This window comes from Echinicola sediminis (genome assembly GCF_054777495.1).
Map to the genome: position 1 here is coordinate 30,170 of NZ_BAAHAP010000005.1, position 17,049 is coordinate 47,218.

General features: G+C 44.0%; 10 protein-coding genes. 5 read left to right on the forward strand and 5 right to left on the reverse strand.

What is annotated here, in order from left to right; all coding sequences use genetic code 11:
- The 5 genes from ACYVAA_RS02270 to ACYVAA_RS02290 all read left to right on the forward strand — a co-directional run bounded on the left by ACYVAA_RS02270 (window position 1) and on the right by ACYVAA_RS02290 (window position 7,224).
- Window positions 1-1,590, forward strand: a complete 1,590-nt coding sequence (locus tag ACYVAA_RS02270) for a RagB/SusD family nutrient uptake outer membrane protein (RefSeq protein WP_460538409.1) — start codon at window positions 1-3, stop codon at window positions 1,588-1,590.
- A gap of 289 nt (window positions 1,591-1,879) precedes the next feature.
- Window positions 1,880-4,141: a GH92 family glycosyl hydrolase gene (locus ACYVAA_RS02275; RefSeq protein ID WP_460538468.1), complete on the forward strand. Its 2,262-nt coding sequence runs from the start codon at window positions 1,880-1,882 to the stop codon at window positions 4,139-4,141.
- 43 nt (window positions 4,142-4,184) lie between these two features.
- Window positions 4,185-5,066 carry an ROK family protein gene (locus ACYVAA_RS02280; protein ID WP_460538410.1) on the forward strand — a complete coding sequence of 294 codons (882 nt, stop codon included), beginning with the start codon at window positions 4,185-4,187 and terminating at the stop codon, window positions 5,064-5,066.
- 30 nt (window positions 5,067-5,096) lie between these two features.
- Window positions 5,097-6,512 carry a sugar MFS transporter gene (locus ACYVAA_RS02285; RefSeq protein ID WP_460538411.1) on the forward strand — a complete coding sequence of 472 codons (1,416 nt, stop codon included), beginning with the start codon at window positions 5,097-5,099 and terminating at the stop codon, window positions 6,510-6,512.
- 199 nt (window positions 6,513-6,711) lie between these two features.
- Entirely contained in the window at window positions 6,712-7,224 is a 513-nt protein-coding gene (locus ACYVAA_RS02290; protein ID WP_460538412.1) for a cupin domain-containing protein, read from the forward strand.
- A gap of 180 nt (window positions 7,225-7,404) precedes the next feature.
- Here the strand turns inward: ACYVAA_RS02290 and ACYVAA_RS02295 are convergent, their stop codons facing one another.
- The 5 genes from ACYVAA_RS02295 to ACYVAA_RS02315 all read right to left on the reverse strand — a co-directional run bounded on the left by ACYVAA_RS02295 (window position 7,405) and on the right by ACYVAA_RS02315 (window position 16,818).
- The gene (locus ACYVAA_RS02295; protein WP_460538413.1) at window positions 7,405-8,766 is read right to left on the reverse strand and encodes a vanadium-dependent haloperoxidase; all 1,362 of its coding nucleotides are present in this window, start codon (window positions 8,764-8,766) and stop codon (window positions 7,405-7,407) included.
- Window positions 8,763-12,077: a VCBS repeat-containing protein gene (locus ACYVAA_RS02300; protein ID WP_460538414.1), complete on the reverse strand. Its 3,315-nt coding sequence runs from the start codon at window positions 12,075-12,077 to the stop codon at window positions 8,763-8,765. Before ACYVAA_RS02300 ends, ACYVAA_RS02295 begins: the two co-directional genes overlap by 4 nt.
- A gap of 129 nt (window positions 12,078-12,206) precedes the next feature.
- Entirely contained in the window at window positions 12,207-13,082 is an 876-nt protein-coding gene (locus ACYVAA_RS02305; RefSeq protein ID WP_460538415.1) for an ROK family protein, read from the reverse strand.
- A 90-nt stretch (window positions 13,083-13,172) separates the two neighbouring features.
- On the reverse strand, window positions 13,173-15,500 hold the full coding sequence (locus ACYVAA_RS02310; RefSeq protein ID WP_460538416.1) for a glucosamine-6-phosphate isomerase: 2,328 nt from the start codon (window positions 15,498-15,500) through the stop codon (window positions 13,173-13,175).
- Between the two features lie 79 nt (window positions 15,501-15,579).
- Window positions 15,580-16,818, reverse strand: a complete 1,239-nt coding sequence (locus ACYVAA_RS02315; RefSeq protein ID WP_460538417.1) for an ROK family transcriptional regulator — start codon at window positions 16,816-16,818, stop codon at window positions 15,580-15,582.
- Window positions 16,819-17,049 lie beyond the last annotated feature (231 nt).

The following is a 17,049-nucleotide window of genomic DNA, read 5'->3' on the forward strand; positions in this document are numbered from 1 at the left end:
ATGAAAAAAATAGCTTTAATAATAATAAATGCCTTTCTCCTGGTTTCCTGTTCAGATTTCCTGAAGGAGGAACCTAGAGATGAAATGTCTTCCGGACAGTTTTTTTCTGTTCCTGAACATGCTTATTCCGCGGTAAACTCCCTTTACCGAAACGGGGCATCGCAGATTGTAGGCTCTGCTTCTACTTATGGTGGGGCTCGCGTGATGCTGGGAGCTTATATGACCGGTTATTTTGATAATGAGTACAAAGGGCAGGAGCCTCATGTGCAGCATTCCTTGCAGTTGACCATGGATGGCGACAATATGTCTACCTATCTCACCGGTCTTTGGGCGGACATGTACAGAGGGATCTCCAGGGCCAATAATGCGATCAAGTATATTCCTGAAACTCCAGGCTTGTCCGAGGAGGAAGCAGGCCAGCTTATGGGAGAGGCCAGGTTCTTCAGGGCCTACGCCTACTTTTACCTGGTTAGGATGTTCGGTGGTGTACCCGTAATTACTGAGCCATATGAGTCTTTGGATGACCTTTACATAGAAAGAGGCACGGTTAAGGAGGTTTACAATCTGATCGTTGAGGACCTTGAATTTACCGTAAACCAAAGCGGCCTGGGCTGGGAAGCTATGGGGAACAATGGAAAGAGAATTTCACAAAGTACCGCTGCGGCACTTTTATCAGAAGTTTACCTGACCATGAGTGGCTACCCGCTTCAAGAGGACCATTATGCCGATGCTGCTGATATGGCCAGACAGGTGATCAATAGCGGTGCCTACTCCCTGACCCAGCATGATTTTGATGGAAATAATAACCTTGTGGAGGAATCAAGTGCTTACAACAAGATCAGAAAAGCAGATATCCAGGCCAATGAGTTTATTTATTTCGTGGAGTATATGGAGGGGATCAGTACCTCTTCCTATCCCGTATATTGCTATCCTACAACGGTGACTTCAGAGGCTGCTTACAGTATCACCAATGGCGGATACCTGCCAATGGAAGAGTTCCTTTGGGGGTATGATCCGGACAAAGATCTGAGAATCCAGGAGAAACAGTATTATCATTCACAGCTTAAGAAGGCCGATGGAAGCACCGTATCGTTTGCAACTGCTCCTTATTATTGGCATGATGATTTGGCGCTGTCAGAAACGGCTTCATCGGGCAAGGATATCCCTGTATTGGGCTACGCCAATATCCTTTTGATCGCTGCCGAGGCCATCGCCCAAAGCGAGGGGGTAACCGCTGAAGCGGTGGACTACCTTGCTCAGGTAAGGGGCAGGGCTTTTTGGAATACGCCAATGGCAGCCATTGAGCTGGAGTTGACGGCGATGTCTAACACAGCTTTTACAGAGGAAGTTTGGAAAGAAAGGTACAGGGAGCTGGTGTTTGAATTTGAAATCTGGAATGATGTTCAAAGAACCCGGCAACTACCTCAGACCTCTGAAGCGGATAAAGGAGAGATTACGTTTGTCGATCTTGTAGGGGCAAAGAATAACTTAGGTAAAACTTTCCAGGAGAAGCATTTGCTGTTCCCAATTCCGAGAACAGAGCTTCAAAGAAACCCCAGCCTGAATCAGAATACAGGCTATAACGAATAGTACTTTAATCCCACTCTCATTTTAGAGTGGGATTTTTTTTGTCCTACTTTTTACGGTTTGACTACCTGTCTTTTATGATTTTTTGTGCAACTGGATAATTTCTTAAAAAATAAAACTAAAAGGATTTAGCATTTTTAGTTTTTGATTTTATATTTGCAGGTACGAATGTGAGGAAAAAGTCATGGATGTAGTTGAATACGTTCGTAAGAAAGGGAGTGATTCCGCTCCTTATTTACCCTAATTAACAATAAACAATATGCTAAACCTTTGGACAAAAGTCATCGCTTTGATGACCCTAGCCCTATCATCTTATGGTCAGTCTACCCTTATCAATGAGGTAGCCCATCCGGTGGATTATGTAAAACCCCTCATGGGGACGGATTCTAAACCCAGTATGTCGAACGGAAATGTTTATCCGGCCATTGCCTTGCCTTGGGGGATGAATTTTTGGACTCCTCAGACAGGAAAGATGGGGGATGGCTGGGCCTATACCTATAATGCCGACAAAATCAGGGGCTTCAAACAAACGCACCAGCCTTCACCTTGGATGAATGATTATGGTCAATTTGCCCTAATGCCGGTTACAGGTGAATTGCGATTTAAGGAAGATGATCGGGCCAGCTGGTATTCCCATAAAGCGGAAACAGTGAAGCCTTACTATTACAGTGTATACCTGGCGGACCACGATGTGACCACGGAGATCGCTCCCACCGAGAGGGCTGCAAGGTTTCGGTTTACTTTTCCTGAAACAGATCAGGCCTATGTGGTGCTGGATGCCTTGGATAATGGTTCTTATGTGAAGGTCTTTCCAGGTGAAAACAAAATCATAGGTTATACCACCAAAAACAGTGGGGGAGTTCCTGATAACTTCAAGAACTATTTTGTCATTGAATTTGATAAAGCATTTACCCTTTCCAAGACCTTCAAAGATGGAGGGCTTCAGGATGCTGAGGAGGCGAATGCCAATCATGTAGGAGCCGTGGTTGGTTTTAAAACAGAAAAAGGGGAGGTGGTCAATGCAAGAGTGGCCTCGTCTTTTATCAGCTTTGAGCAGGCTGAGTTAAATTTAAATGAAATTGGTCAGGATGATTTCGAAACGGTCAAGGAAAAAGGCCGTGAAGCTTGGGACAGTGAGCTGGGCAGGATCAAGGTCCAGGGAGGTACGGAAGATCAGATAGAGACATTTTATTCCTGTTTATACCGGTCCCTGCTATTTCCAAGGAAGTTTTTTGAATATGATGCTGAGGGTAATGTAGTGCATTACAGTCCCTATAATGGGGAAGTGCTTCCCGGCTATATGTTTACCGATACAGGTTTTTGGGATACTTTCAGGTCTTTGTTCCCTTTTTTAAACCTGATGTATCCAGAGCTAAATGCCCAGATGCAGGAAGGCTTGGCCAATGCCTATAAGGAAAGCGGCTGGTTGCCGGAGTGGGCAAGTCCAGGCTTGAGAAATGTGATGGTGGGCAACAATTCGGCCTCGGTGGTGGCGGATGCTTATCTAAAGTATGAAGGGGATTATGAGTACGATATCGAAACCCTCTATGAAGCGGTTATCCATGGAGCCAATAATGCGGGGCCATTGACGGCTGTTGGCAGGGCAGGGGCCGAGTATTACAAAGAGCTTGGTTATGTGCCTTACGATGTGGGTATCAACGAAAACGCTGCGAGGACTTTGGAATATGCTTATGATGATTTTACAATTTATCAATTGGCAAAGGCCATGGACCGGCCCAAGAAAGAGGTGGAGCTATACAAGGAGAGGAGCCTAAATTATAAAAAGCTCTTTGATCCGGAAACTAAGCTGATGCGGGGAAAAAACAAAGACGGGCAATTTATGGCCCCTTTTAACCCGTTTAAATGGGGAGATGCCTTTACCGAAGGAAATAGCTGGCACTATACCTGGTCTGTCTTTCATGATGTCCAGGGACTAATTGACCTGATGGGCGGCAGAGAGGATTTCGTAGGACAGCTGGATAAGGTTTTCTCACTTCCTCCGGTTTTTGATGAAAGCTATTATGGTGGTGTTATCCATGAAATCAGGGAAATGCAGGTGGCCAATATGGGGCAATATGCCCACGGAAACCAGCCCATTCAGCATATGATTTATCTCTACAACTATGCCGGTGAGCCATGGAAAACCCAGCATTGGGTACGTGAAACCATGAACCGCATGTACAGGCCTACTCCTGATGGATACTGTGGTGATGAAGACAACGGGCAAACTTCCGCTTGGTATGTTTTTTCAGCCTTGGGCTTCTACCCGGTATGTCCCGGGACAGACGAGTATGTAATGGGAGCACCATTGTTCAAAAAGGTGTCATTGAAACTACAAAACGGAAAAGAAGTGGTCATCACTGCACCTGACAACAGCAATGAAAACAGGTATGTGAAGCGCTTGAAAATTAATGGTAAGGATTATACCAAAAATTGGTTGAGTCATAAAGAATTGATGAAAGGGGCTAAGCTAGACTTTGAAATGTCTTCAAGCCCAAATAAAAACAAAGGTACCAAGAAAAGTGATTTCCCTTTTTCTCTTTCAAATGAATGATTAAAAGGAAAAGAGGAGGTTGTGTGTTGGTCCGAAAAAGCCTATGAGTAAAACAAAAGTACTAGGAGTGGATATTGGTGGTTCGCATATTACGGCCGGATGGGTGGATATGAAAACCAACCGACTGGATGAATCATCACTGATCAGAAGGAAAGTAGACAGTGCGGCCAATGCCAACACAATTATTGAAGCATGGAAGGAAGCCATAAAATCTGTTCCTGGATTTGATGAAGTGATCCCTAAAATAGGGATAGCCATGCCGGGGCCCTTTGACTATGAGCGGGGAGTTTCTTTGATCAAAGAACAGGGCAAGTATGCTTCACTTTACAAGCTTTCGGTTAAGGAGCTACTGGCTGAATCGCTGGGGATTTCACCTGAGAATATCCATTTTGAAAATGATGCAGCCTGTTTTCTCCAAGGAGAGGTGGAAGCAGGAGCGGCCAGATCTGCCAAGTGTGCCATAGGATTGACCTTGGGCACAGGTCTTGGAAGCTCCAAGTACCAAGGAGGTTTTGCTCAGGATGCTGCCCTTTGGTGCAGTCCTTTCAAAGGGAGCATTGTAGAGGAGTTTGTGTCCACCCGTTGGTTTGTGGAGTTATACCATAAAAAAACCGGGAAAGCTATCAAAGAAGTCCGTGAGCTGACCCAAAACCCTCAAAATGAAGTGGTTTCCAAAGAGATTTTCAAAGAGTTTGGGAACAATCTGGCAATGTTTCTAAAGGAGTTTATCCAAAAAGTCCATCCAGAAGTAATTGTACTGGGAGGAAACATTACCAAGGCAAAGGATCTTTTCTTGCCAGGCATAATCGATCAACTGGCCTCTTCTGGTTTGGAAACCCCTATCAGGATCACAGAACTAGGGGAACAGGCTGCCCTCATCGGTGCGGCGTGTAGCTGGAAAAGAAATAAAGAAGCCCTATTATAAACCTAACTTAAACCTTAATTCAATAAACCCATGGCATCAATCAATATTAAGCAGGAAACTGGAGAAAACGTAGAATTTGACTCCAGTCAAAAGTATTTCGGACCGCTGTTTTTGGTCACCATGCTGTTTTTTATGTGGGGATTTATCACCTGCATGAATGATATTTTGATACCCCACCTACAGCAGGTGTTTACCCTTCAAAATTGGCAGGCCATGTTGATCCAGACAGCTTTCTTTGGAGCCTATTTTATTATCTCCCTGGGATATTACCTGCTATCAATTACGAAGGGTGACCCGATCAGTAAAATAGGCTATAAGAACGGGATTATATTAGGCTTGGTGATATCAGCAGCAGGATGTTTGTTTTTCTATCCGGCAGCTGTTTTGGCGAGTTTTGGTTTTTTTCTGTTTGCATTGTTTGTGCTGGCTTCGGGGATTACTATCCTTCAGATCGCAGCAAATCCCTATGTGACCATTTTGGGAAAACCAGCAGGTGCCTCCAGTCGCTTGAATATGACACAGGCCTTTAATTCCTTAGGGACTACAATTGCTCCATTGATCGGTGGATATCTTATCTTTGGAGCTATCGGTGAGGTGGAGATCAGTGCCGATTCGGTGAAAATGCCTTATGTCGCCCTGGCGCTTACCTTGCTTTTTATAGCCTTGATCTTTAAACTGTTCAAACTTCCGGAAGTAGGTTCGCAAGGTGTGGTGGTCTCAGATAGTGGAGCCATGAAGCACAGACATCTCTTTTTGGGAATTGGGGCCATCTTTGCTTATGTAGGGGGAGAGGTGACCGTTGGTAGCAATTTGATCAATTTTGCAAGACTTCCCGAAATAGCAGGCCTGGATGAAGCAGAGGCCAGCCATTACCTGGCCTTGTTCTGGGGAGGGGCCATGGTAGGGCGTTTTTTTGGTGCAGTGGCCCTGGCTGAATTCAAGAATAATATCAACCGTTTCCTGATTATTGGTGGCATCGCATTATTGTCTTTTGTCAGCATTCTTAATGTGTATGGTACGGAGATGGCCCTGTATGCTTTGGCGTTTATAGCATTGAATATCATCGTGATCATCATCGGGAAATTTATCCCTAACCGTACTTTGTGGCTATTTGGGATCACGGCGATTGGATTATTGGTGGCTGGTTTAGTGACTGATGGCCATTTGGCTTTATGGTCCATTGTAGCTTTGGGTTTGTTCAATTCCATCATGTTTCCAACCATATTTTCTTTGGCCATCAAAGGTCTGGGGAAATACACGGCCCAGGCTTCTTCACTCTTGGTGATGGCCATTGTGGGAGGAGCTATCGTTCCACTTGTTCAGGGCCTGATGGCGGATTTGACCGGAAGTGTCCAGCTTTCGTTTTTGGTCCCTTTGGTATGTTATGTGTATATTGTTTATTATGGAGTCAGTGGCTACCAGTCCAAACAGGTAGAGGCAGTTTAGCTGTCAGGAGAATACAAGAGGGAAGAAGGGCTTTGTCCTATTAGCTGGCAATAAATAGATCCTTTATAAAGGTTTGTCGTATTATTCTCGGAGGAGAGCTTTCCGTATTTGAAGAGGGCGTTCAATTAAACGCTTTTTTTCGAGGAATAATTTATTTCTATAATTAATTTTATAATTGAATCTATTAACCGAAGAGAAAATGAAGATAGAAAAAAACGCTTCCAAGGAAGCCATTTTTGAACAGATCAAAGACTGGTTGGACTTTAACGGATACAAAGTTGCTGATGAAGACAGAAAACGCCCTTGGGGAGGTTTTTTTGTTATTGATGAAAGCCAGATCGGAAAATTCCGGGCCCAGTTTTTTGCTAGCGTGGAGTTTTCAGAGGAACAGTTGAAGCAAAAGTTAAGCCCTAAGATCTTGATTGTGGCACCAGAGAAAAGGCTTTCCTGGCAATATCACCATCGAAGAGCAGAGATATGGAAGCTCGTTGGCGGTGAAGGGGGAATAGTGACCAGCCCTACGGACGACGAAGGCCCATTGGAAGCATTGGTGTTGGGTGAGGTAGTGGAATTGGCCAAAGGAGAGAGACACCGCTTGGTAGGAATGGATAACTGGGGCGTAGTGGCCGAAATTTGGATGCATACGGATCCTTCCAATCCTTCCAACGAAGAGGACATCGTCCGGGTACAGGATGATTTCCAAAGAAAATAATCGTTTGAGGCTATCGGAGGATAGCAATCAGAATAAAAATTATTATTTGTTTTTGAATAAAAAAATCCCTTCAGGTAATATGCCGGAAGGGATTTGGTGTTTTTTTAGAGTAGCAAGTAATAGTATCAAGTACGAGGTATGAAGGTGACAGTTGACACTTTCTGATCCAGTTGGAAATTCTTATTGTTTGGAGAGGGTTGGCTGTGGGACGGTGCGTTTTATAATATGCCCCGCGATTTTCTCTCCCTGTTTGACGCCTTCATTGATGGCATCCCTGTAATGAATACCGCCATAAAGTCTTGAAACAGCCGCTTCATCGGAGGCCTGTAGGAAGGATTTGAATTTTCTGGGCGGCAACCCAAAGTATTCCTCCGAGGTGTCTATATAAGAAAAATGATCTCCGAAATAATGCGTTAGCAACACGGCACTTGTACGGGAGATAACGCTGTGTCCACTGGTATATTCGGGAAAAGGAGGCGTCTGCAGGATAGGTCTCCATTTTTGATCAATGTGCCTGTTGATGACCGTTTCCGGTCGGATACGGTCACTATCATATTTTTCTTCCCAGCAGCTGATAAAGGCGTCATGAAGTCCTGTACTGACGAAGGCATGCACTTCCACGGTTTCTTGAAATGTAAGCTTAGCTTTTTTGCTTGCAATACCCGTAATGTTAACCCAATGGCCACCTGGGGATATTTTTTTTAAACCTATTGCCATGTGTCCGCTGTAGGAAACCATAAAGGGGTTACAATCCCAGAAATTGGCAATCAGTACTTTTTCGCTGTTCAGTACCTTGGTGGTGTCATAGACTTCTTTGACCAGTTGATGAAAGACACTGCTGCTATCCATTTCAAAAGGCGCAGGTGGCTCGGGCTTGAATTTACTCAGGTCCTTGATATAAAACGGCCGAATGGTTCTCCATTCAGGATCTATGGCCATCAAGTAAGCAGGAGGAGTGGGGTACCATGTTCCCGGCTTATTCGAAGGTGTATACCTAGGCAAGGCACTTAATTTGGAATATCCATCCGTTTTGCTGTAGGCCAATACTTGCTGGGCAATTTGTTCGGCATAGGCAATGCTGCTGGATAAGGTTTTCTTATTGATCCATTTGTTTGTTTTGAACTTTTGGATCAATTCTTCCTGGGTTTTGTTCAGCTGCTTCCCCGAAGGCATAATTCCTTTGCCTACCTCCAGCATGGCATAAACTGCAGCAAAGGTACTATCGATATCGGCTGGATCTGGATAATTGATAGTAAGCGGATCGATAAAACCTTGAGTGATGGGATGCTGGATTTTAATGGGCTTATTCAGAGCGGTATAGGCCCCCAAAGTGCTGTAGGCATAAAAACGCGCCGCACCGGTTGGGGGGGTAACGTCAGTCACCATGATTTCAGTTATTGAAAACAGGTTGTCAATGTACAGGTTGACCTGTTGCTCCCGAGTTTGGGCTTGGGAGGGAAAGTGGCTGCTAAAACATGCAACGATTAAAAGACATAGGGCAACTCGTTTTAATGAGATCATATGAGTAAATACTACCATCATGGCTGGATATTTTTTTGATAGGCAATTATTCCCTGGTTGCTCAGTCCGAATAAGAGCAACTTGGTATTGTTGTGTTGTAAAGGCAATATGGATTTAACGTCTCCCTTGATGGAAAGTCCGGATTGCTGTTGGGGAAGGTAGCTGAATTGGCCTTTCCCGTTTCCTAAAAATACCTGCCCATAATTGGCGTCCATTACTCCGATCCTCAGTCTGGTATAAGTCTGGTTGCCTCCCAATATGAAATCAAGATGGCCGTCATCATCAAAATCCAACACACCGATACTGTATACCGGGGCAAACTGGGCTTCCACTGGAAGGTCATGGGGGGTAAAACTGTTGCCCGTGTTTTCCAAATACATGGTCTTTAGCTCGTTTACGGTAAGCGTTTTTGCGGCATTCAACTGGCTCTTGCTGAGGATATCCTCAATTTTTGCGGTTGAATATGAAGCGTAATCCGTGAATTTGCTTCTCAAACCGTACATCTGATCAAGGAGCTCATCCCTGCTGGCAAAAGGATAGGCTTCTCCCTGTATGTACCGGACCATCAAGGGATCTATGGATCCATTTTCATCAAAATCCCCATAGTACATGGTCATGGGCTCCTCTGTACTTGCCCTTAGTTGGGAATTCAACCCAAAATTGCCTACTATAAAGTCGATATCACCGTCCTGATCAAAATCTCCCATGGCCAGGCTACTCCATAGTCCATGCGGGGAGTTTTTTAGCCATTGGCTGGTTTCATTTTTGAACCCTTTCCCTGACTGGTTGATATACACCTGTATGGGAAGGCATTCTCCCACAATAATTAAATCTTCATAGCCATCACCATTGATATCTGGGCAGCTGGCATCGGTGACCATTCCCAGGTGGTTCAATTCCGGCAATAGGTTATCTGAAGCATTTTGAAACTTTCCTTTTCCGTCATTTAGCAGCAAATAGCTTTTGGGTATTTCAGGGTATTTGCCGGGAACGATCCTTCCTCCTGAAAACACATCAGGATAACCGTCTTTATTGAAATCCGCTGAGCAAACGACCGATGTACTTGTGGGCATTACTGGGAGGGCGGTGAGGTCACGGGTAAAATTACCTTTTCCGTCATTTAGGTAAAGACGGTCCTGGAGATTTTCGTCTTCTGAGGTATAGTTGTGGTAACCACCGCTGGCGATGTATAGGTCAGCATGTCCGTCCAGGTTGGCGTCCAAAAACAAGGCGTCCGCATCTGAATAGTCATCTTCCAAATGAATATTACGGGAAGTTACCCAAGCATTGTCTGTACCTGATTTGTAAAGCATGCCCGGTTTGCCTTTGGTGCCTCCGACAAAGAGCAGGTCCCCGTCAGGAGAACTGTCCAGTGCCATTATTGGCCCCAAATAACTGGGCATTTCCATCAGCAGGGGTTGTCTTTTGAAATCGTTGAAACCGCTTTCTTTGTATTCATAGGGTATAGGGGAAGCGCTCGTTTGGTATAGGGGCTGGTGATTTGGGGAGTGGTGCATTGGTTTGCCCTTGGCATCGCTTTCTTTTAATGTCAAGGTCTGGTCAGCAGAGATAGACCTAAGTGTTTGCGATTTTCCGGACAACCAATCAATTTTTAAAGAGTCAATTTCGGTATCCTTTCCAATTCCAAAATGGAGCTGATGGCTTACTGATGACTGAAAACCTCTCGTGGGCATTTGCTCTAATGTCTGCTGCCCGCTTTGGGTATAAATAGTGATTTTGGCTCCCGTTCCAAAGGTGTTTTTTCCTTCACCCCGGAGATTAATTTTTAAGTAATGGCTCTTTTCCTTGCCGGAAGGAGTATTGCGGTAAAGAGAAACCACTTCATTGAGGTTGTTGACTACCAAGTCCAGAAAGCCGTCATTGTCCAGGTCGGCATATGCTGCTCCATTGGAAAAACCCGGTTGATCAATGCCCCATTCTTTTGACCTGTTGGTAAACGTCAGGTCACCATTGTTTTGAAAGGCATAATTGGGAATAGGGGTGGAGGTCATTGAGGTCACCAGAGAAAGGGTATCTGCTTGTTCTCTGGAAATGGCCTTTTTGAAGTAATAGTCGCCTTTATATTTCAAAAAATCACGGTTGGTATAATCCCTGTAATAACCATTGGTGATAAAAAGGTCCTTGAAGCCATCGTTGTCGATATCAAAAAATAGGGAAGACCAACTCCAGTCGGTATTTGAAACCCCGGCCAATTGGCCGATCTCACTGAAAGTATTGTTGCCCTGATTGAGGTGCAACATATTCCGCATATTTTGATGGTAAAAACCTTCCATGACCATCAGTGCGTATTGTTCATAATTTTCAGGTCCATAAAGTAGCTTTTGGCGCTGGTTATCTTCCGGCAGCATGTCCAAGGTGAAGATGTCCTTAAGGCCGTCGTTATTGATATCAGCGATGTCCAGGCCCATGGAAAAATGACTGATATGCTGCAGTTGGCTGGTTAACTGTTCGGTAAAGGTGCCGTCCTGATTATTGATGTAAAGATAATCCTGTTCGATGTAGTCATTGCAGACGTAAAGGTCCTGCCAGCCATCATTGTTGACGTCGGAAGCCACCACGCCAAGACCAAAGCCCAAAGCATTCCCTTTGATACCAGCTGCTTCGCTGATGTCCACAAAGCGTCCATTGTCATTGCGGAAAAGTTTGTCTCCGGCAGATTCATGCCTGATGCTTCTAGCTTCATCAAATTCCAATTCATGAATGACCTTGATATGGTGGTTGAGCAGGTACATGTCAAGGTCACCGTCCTTGTCAAAATCAAAGAATAAAGCTTGGGTGCTGTTGGAGGCATCGTCCAGCCCGTATTGAGCGGCTTGTTCCTCAAAAACCAAATTGCCTTGATTGATATAAAGTTCATTTTTCCTGCTGGGAGCATCTCCTTCACCGGAAAAGCAAACGTAAATGTCCAGTAAACCGTCAGCATTGATGTCGGTCATGGAGACCCCGGTAGTCCAGCTGTCTTTGCCCGATATGCCGGCCGTTTTACTGATGTCCTTGAACCGGAAATTTCCTTGGTTATGATAGAGTTTGTTGGGGACCATGTTGCCGGTCAGAAAGATATCATCAAGGCCGTCGTTGTCCAGGTCACCAATGGCAATTCCCCCTCCATTATAAAAATATTCATAGGTAAGGATGTTGTGCTTTTCATCCTCAGTGAGTTTATTTTTAAACTTTACGCCGGTTTTTTTGGAGGCTAAGGATTCAAAATGAGTATTGCCTTGTCCTAAGCTGATAAAAGGAAAAAGGAAAGTGAAAAGGAAAAAATAAGCGTAGGATAGGGTTACTTTTGGGGTAGTTTTTTTTACATACATTTTACTTTAATTAGGGTTGATTCAAGCAGTCATTCAAACAATAATATACTAGGATAATTCATGAATAACAACAGAATAGCCTGCTAAAAAAGTAAAGGGAAACCCCTGATGAAAATCATCAGGGGGATTTTATTTTACATATTTTACTTCAGGAGTTTCACTTGTTTTTACCAAGGCGGAGGCTCCAATAATGGCCGAGTCTTCCAAGGTAGAGGTATAAATGGTGAGGTGCTCACTGATGGATTTGTAAGGGAAAGTATTGACTGTTTCCAGCATGCTTTCAGAAAAATGGGGATAGGCCTTACTGATAGATCCTCCGATCACAATGGCCTCGGGCGCATAGGTGAAAAGGATGTATTTGATCAGGTTGCCGATGTGCTTTCCATATTCCTTGAACAGCTCCAATGCCCGTTCATCTCCTTTTGCAGCTTCCTGCGAAAGTTTTTTTGCGGTGGTATGATGGAGCAGGCGGAAAAACTTACTGCTGCAATAGTTTTCAAAATTCGCATCCAAATAAGGTACACCGCCCCATTCACCTGCACCACAGATATAGCCGGTATAAAGCTCCTTGTTGGTAATAATCCCGGTACCTATTCCGGTTCCCAGGGTGATACCAACGATATGGTTGTATTTTCCCGCAGCGCCAAATTTGTACTCGCCCAGGGCAAAACAATTTGCGTCATTGTTGATGAACACGGGTTTGTTGAGCTTTTCTTCCAAGTACTTTTTAAGGGCGACTTTGGTGAAAGCAGGGATGTTTTCCAAATTATAGACAATGCCATTTTCAGAATCTACCAATCCTGGAATCCCTATGCCGATACCATCGATGTCATAGGTGAAATAGGATGTGATGAATTCGGCAATGGTAGATAAAATCACTTCTTGAGATGCATGAGAAGGAGTTGGGATTTCTTTCTTCTCTATCAGCTCACCGTCTTTCATCAGCCCGGCATTGATCGTCGTCCCTCCAATATCCAATCCCAATATAAGCCGACTTTTTTTCATAGATCTTTCATTATAAAACCAAAGATATCCGAAAGCATTACGCCTTCGGATATCTAACTAACTAATAGGCGTCAAGTTTGATAGAAAAGCTTAAAGCATGCCTTCAATGGACTTTTCAAGCTCTCTTGCATGGGCAATAAATTCTTCCACATTCATGTCTTTGAAGAATATCAAGCCGTGGCTGGCCCTTACTTTGGCCATATCATGTTGATAGAAATAGTCTTTTCCTAGCAATAACTGAACATCGTTAAGCTGGTCCACCCAAGTGCGCTTAGCAATAGTGCTGAACTTGCCGTTATGGGCATAGCTTGGGAAGGATGCATTTACCTGGCTAAGGTAACAGTTGGCAAAAGAGTCCTCCATTACGGAAAGGTCTCCCAACGATACGGGTACAATGACATTGGACTCAGCGGCATCAAACTTAAACCATACGTTTCGGTATCCGATGATACGCAGTTCACTTAAGTCTTTCTCTTTGCTCCATTGTCTTACTGCCTCGGCAGTGGCCTGAAGAACTTTGTAGTGGGTGTCAGGACCACTTCCTTCAGGATCGAGCGTCAAGCTGATCTTGGTAGGGTTTACCTTTCTGAACAGCTCTACAATCGGTTCTACGTCTCTTTTCTTATCCGGCTGTTCTGTGAAGATATCACCGGTATAGAAGCCAAGTCTCAAGTGGTGGACATTCTTTACTTTTACGCCAAAGTGGGCCCATACCAATTCTTCCTCAAACTCCCGGATCATTCCTTTTAGTTTTTGGATTTTTGGTGGGTTTTTCTCTCCGTCATAAGAGTTTTTAAGGATGCTCAACACATCGTTGATGGTTTCCCTTAGTTTTTCTGTGTTCGGAACTTTGAAGACATCTACAACCGCTCTGACCACTCGGTGACAAAGTCCTCTTTGCTGCTGCTCCGGATCCTCAGATGCCACGTTGGTAAGGTAGTGGTATACGTCTTTGTCAGTCTTTAACTTATAACCTGCATCAAAGAAGTCTTCATAGTTCACCATTTGGATCTGGTTCTCATCCAATAGTTTTTTGGTATGGAGAAGCGTGTCGATCACAAAAGTATTGGTCACGGCAGTAAAGCCGGAAGTAAGTACCGAGAAATGTGCCTCGTTGGTTTTTTCACTCAACTGGTTGGTGATATGAGGAAGAATCCCCAAAGAAATGTCATCGTGGTGAGGGCCAGTATGAAGCAAACGTTGGTTTTCCTCTTTCACCAGGCCATTGTTCAGCTTATTAATGGTGCTTTCAATGACTGAAGGAACCGTTTCTTCCGACAAGCCTGGAATCAAAGAGGTATAAGGGTCAGCCTTGAGGTCTTCGATTTTCAACCTGTTGGCATATTTTTTTAGTTTTTTACAAAGGTCAAGAATAGCTTTTTCAGTCTTTGCTTGAGTCCACTCTCCTGTTTTGTAATAAGTATTTACGCTGTCTGTCAGCTTTGAAGCCGCGCCTTTGGTAAGGTAAAAACGACCGTTTTTCAGTTTTTGAAGTACTGTGGCCGGGTATACATTGTCCAATGGGGTTTCAAGGGAATCCTTGACGATTTGGGCTTTTGCCTCACCTGCTGCAATGATGATGCCTACAGCTTCAGGATTGTAAACGATGGTATCCAGTCCAATGGTGATCACCAAGCGGTTGGCAGAAACTTCGATCCCTCCCAAGTCTCCGGCAGCTACTGCCTGCGTTTCAAAGTTGGTTTCTGTAAGACGGGTAGTAGAGAATATATCGGATCCTCTGGTATTGAAGGCAATGTGCCCGTCAGGGCCGATACCTCCCAAGAAGAAGCCGATGCCTCCTTTTTCGCGTATTTTTTGTTCGTACTCTCCGCACCATTTGTCAATCAAAAAGATGGACTCTTGCTGCAGTTTTTCCAGTTTGTTGACAGGTTCTCTGTATCTCAGGGACAGGTCTACTTTGTAATCAGGGAAGATTTCAGAGAAATGCTTTCCTTCTGCCAAGGTAATATCGTCAGAGTTGATCAACAGGGCCTTTTTAGGATCGAGTCCGAAGCCATCAATGTAAAACTTGTTTACATAATGGTAAAAGCTGTTGTGCTGAGAAGAAGTAATCGGATAAAACTCATCAATCTGCACGAAATGCAGGTTGCTCAATACAGGCTTTTTGGTATTAATCAGCCCGTATTTTTCACGGATTTCTTTGCCTTTTTTACTATCCCAATTCTCAAGTAGAAATTGGGTCCATTTGATGAAAAACTCAGGAGTTTTTCCCGTTGGCAAGCTGATCACCCCGTCAGGGTTGTTTGCTGCCCACTCCAAAAATCTACATGCTGTCAATAACCCTAATTTAGGGAAATTGTCTACAGTCAGGTAAGGGATCAAAGTACTGATCTCTTTAACACCTGATTCTTTTAAGAAACATTCTTCTACTTCCGATAAAGGATAGTTACTTAGCATATTTAGAATTGTTTTAATGTTAATGCTTTTCCTGTTTTTGATCTGCAGGGCATGTTTCTTTTGGAGCAACCGCTACAAATCAATTGATAATGTCTTCAAATATATTTTCGATGACGACCGCCACACCGCCAAGCAGTCCCACTTCTTTGCCCAGTTTGTAAAGGGCCAGCTCGGACTTTTCCCTGGACTTGGCCATGCTGAAGATATTCAGCGCTTGCTGAATTGGTGTGATCAGGTATTGCTGTGCTTCTGCCACCGAACCACCTACGATAATCAGGTCAGGGTTAAGGAGCTGGATTAGGATAGAAATCCCCCTGCCCAGGTCAAGCCCAACATCTGATAGGATGGTGATGGCCCTTTGGTCACCGGCCAATGCGGCTTCCACGATCAGAGAAGGTTCTATGCCGTCTCCTTTTTCCTTTGCCAGCCTGCTGAGAATGGAGTCACTGTCCTTCAAAATGGCTTCTTCTGCCATTCTTACCATGGCGGTACCGGATGCTACTGCTTCCAGGCATCCCTTTTTTCCACAAGTGCAGGAAATGTCCCTGGACTCGAAGATAGGGGAGTGGCTGAATTCACCTGCAAAACCTGCTCCGCCTCTGTACAGTTTACCATCGATGATAATGCCCAGTCCAATGCCCCAGCCCACAAAGATGCCCAGTACATTGTTGAACTTTTGTTCTTGACTGAATTTGAATTCTGCCAAGGTCATAGCCCTGGCATCATTTTCTATAAATACTTTTTTATTGAACCTGGTTTCAAGGTTTTCTACCAGTGTTTTTTTGCCGAATTTTAGGTAAGTATGGTTAATGCCGTTCACCGAATCCACCAATCCAGGCATGGATATACCGATAGCAATGATTTTGTCATTCTCGATTCCCGACTCGTTCATGTAAGTATCCATGAAGTCGGCGATCCTGTCAAAAGTGGCCTTTTCGTTATTTAAGGTGATCTTGAACGTGCCTGTTTCTGTAACCGCGGTGTTTGAACTGTCGTAAATGGCCGCCCTGACCACAAATTTGCTTACATCGACAGAAAGTACATAAAATGAGTCCGAAGCCAGTCGATACAGATCCGGTTTTCTTCCTCCCTGTGATTCCGCTCTTCCTTGTTTGACAAGCTGTCCGCCTTTGATTAGGTCCGTCAAAAGAGAGTTTACCGTAGGTAAACTGATGCCTACCTCGTTGCAGATCTCACTGGCAGTGTTGCTGCCGTTGGTATAAAGGTTCTTGATGATTTTGATCTTGTTGAGGTAGTTTTTTATCTCTACTACCCCCTCTTTTTCATCCAAGCTTTTTTTAGGATCAATTAAATTCATTTTGTTTTATTTATTAGGGTATTCAAATAAACGAAATAAAGTTCAATATAAAAAATACTTTTATAAAAAAATTAAAAAAGATAAATCCGTTTTTGATAAATTATTTGAAGAGGGTCAGCGTAGACCACTGCGAATCAAAAATAAATGCAGTCATTCAATACGTTAAAGTGAAAGATTTTGATGCTGATCGGCAGAAATTGGCAAATTGTGTCCGCTTTTATGAAAGTATTT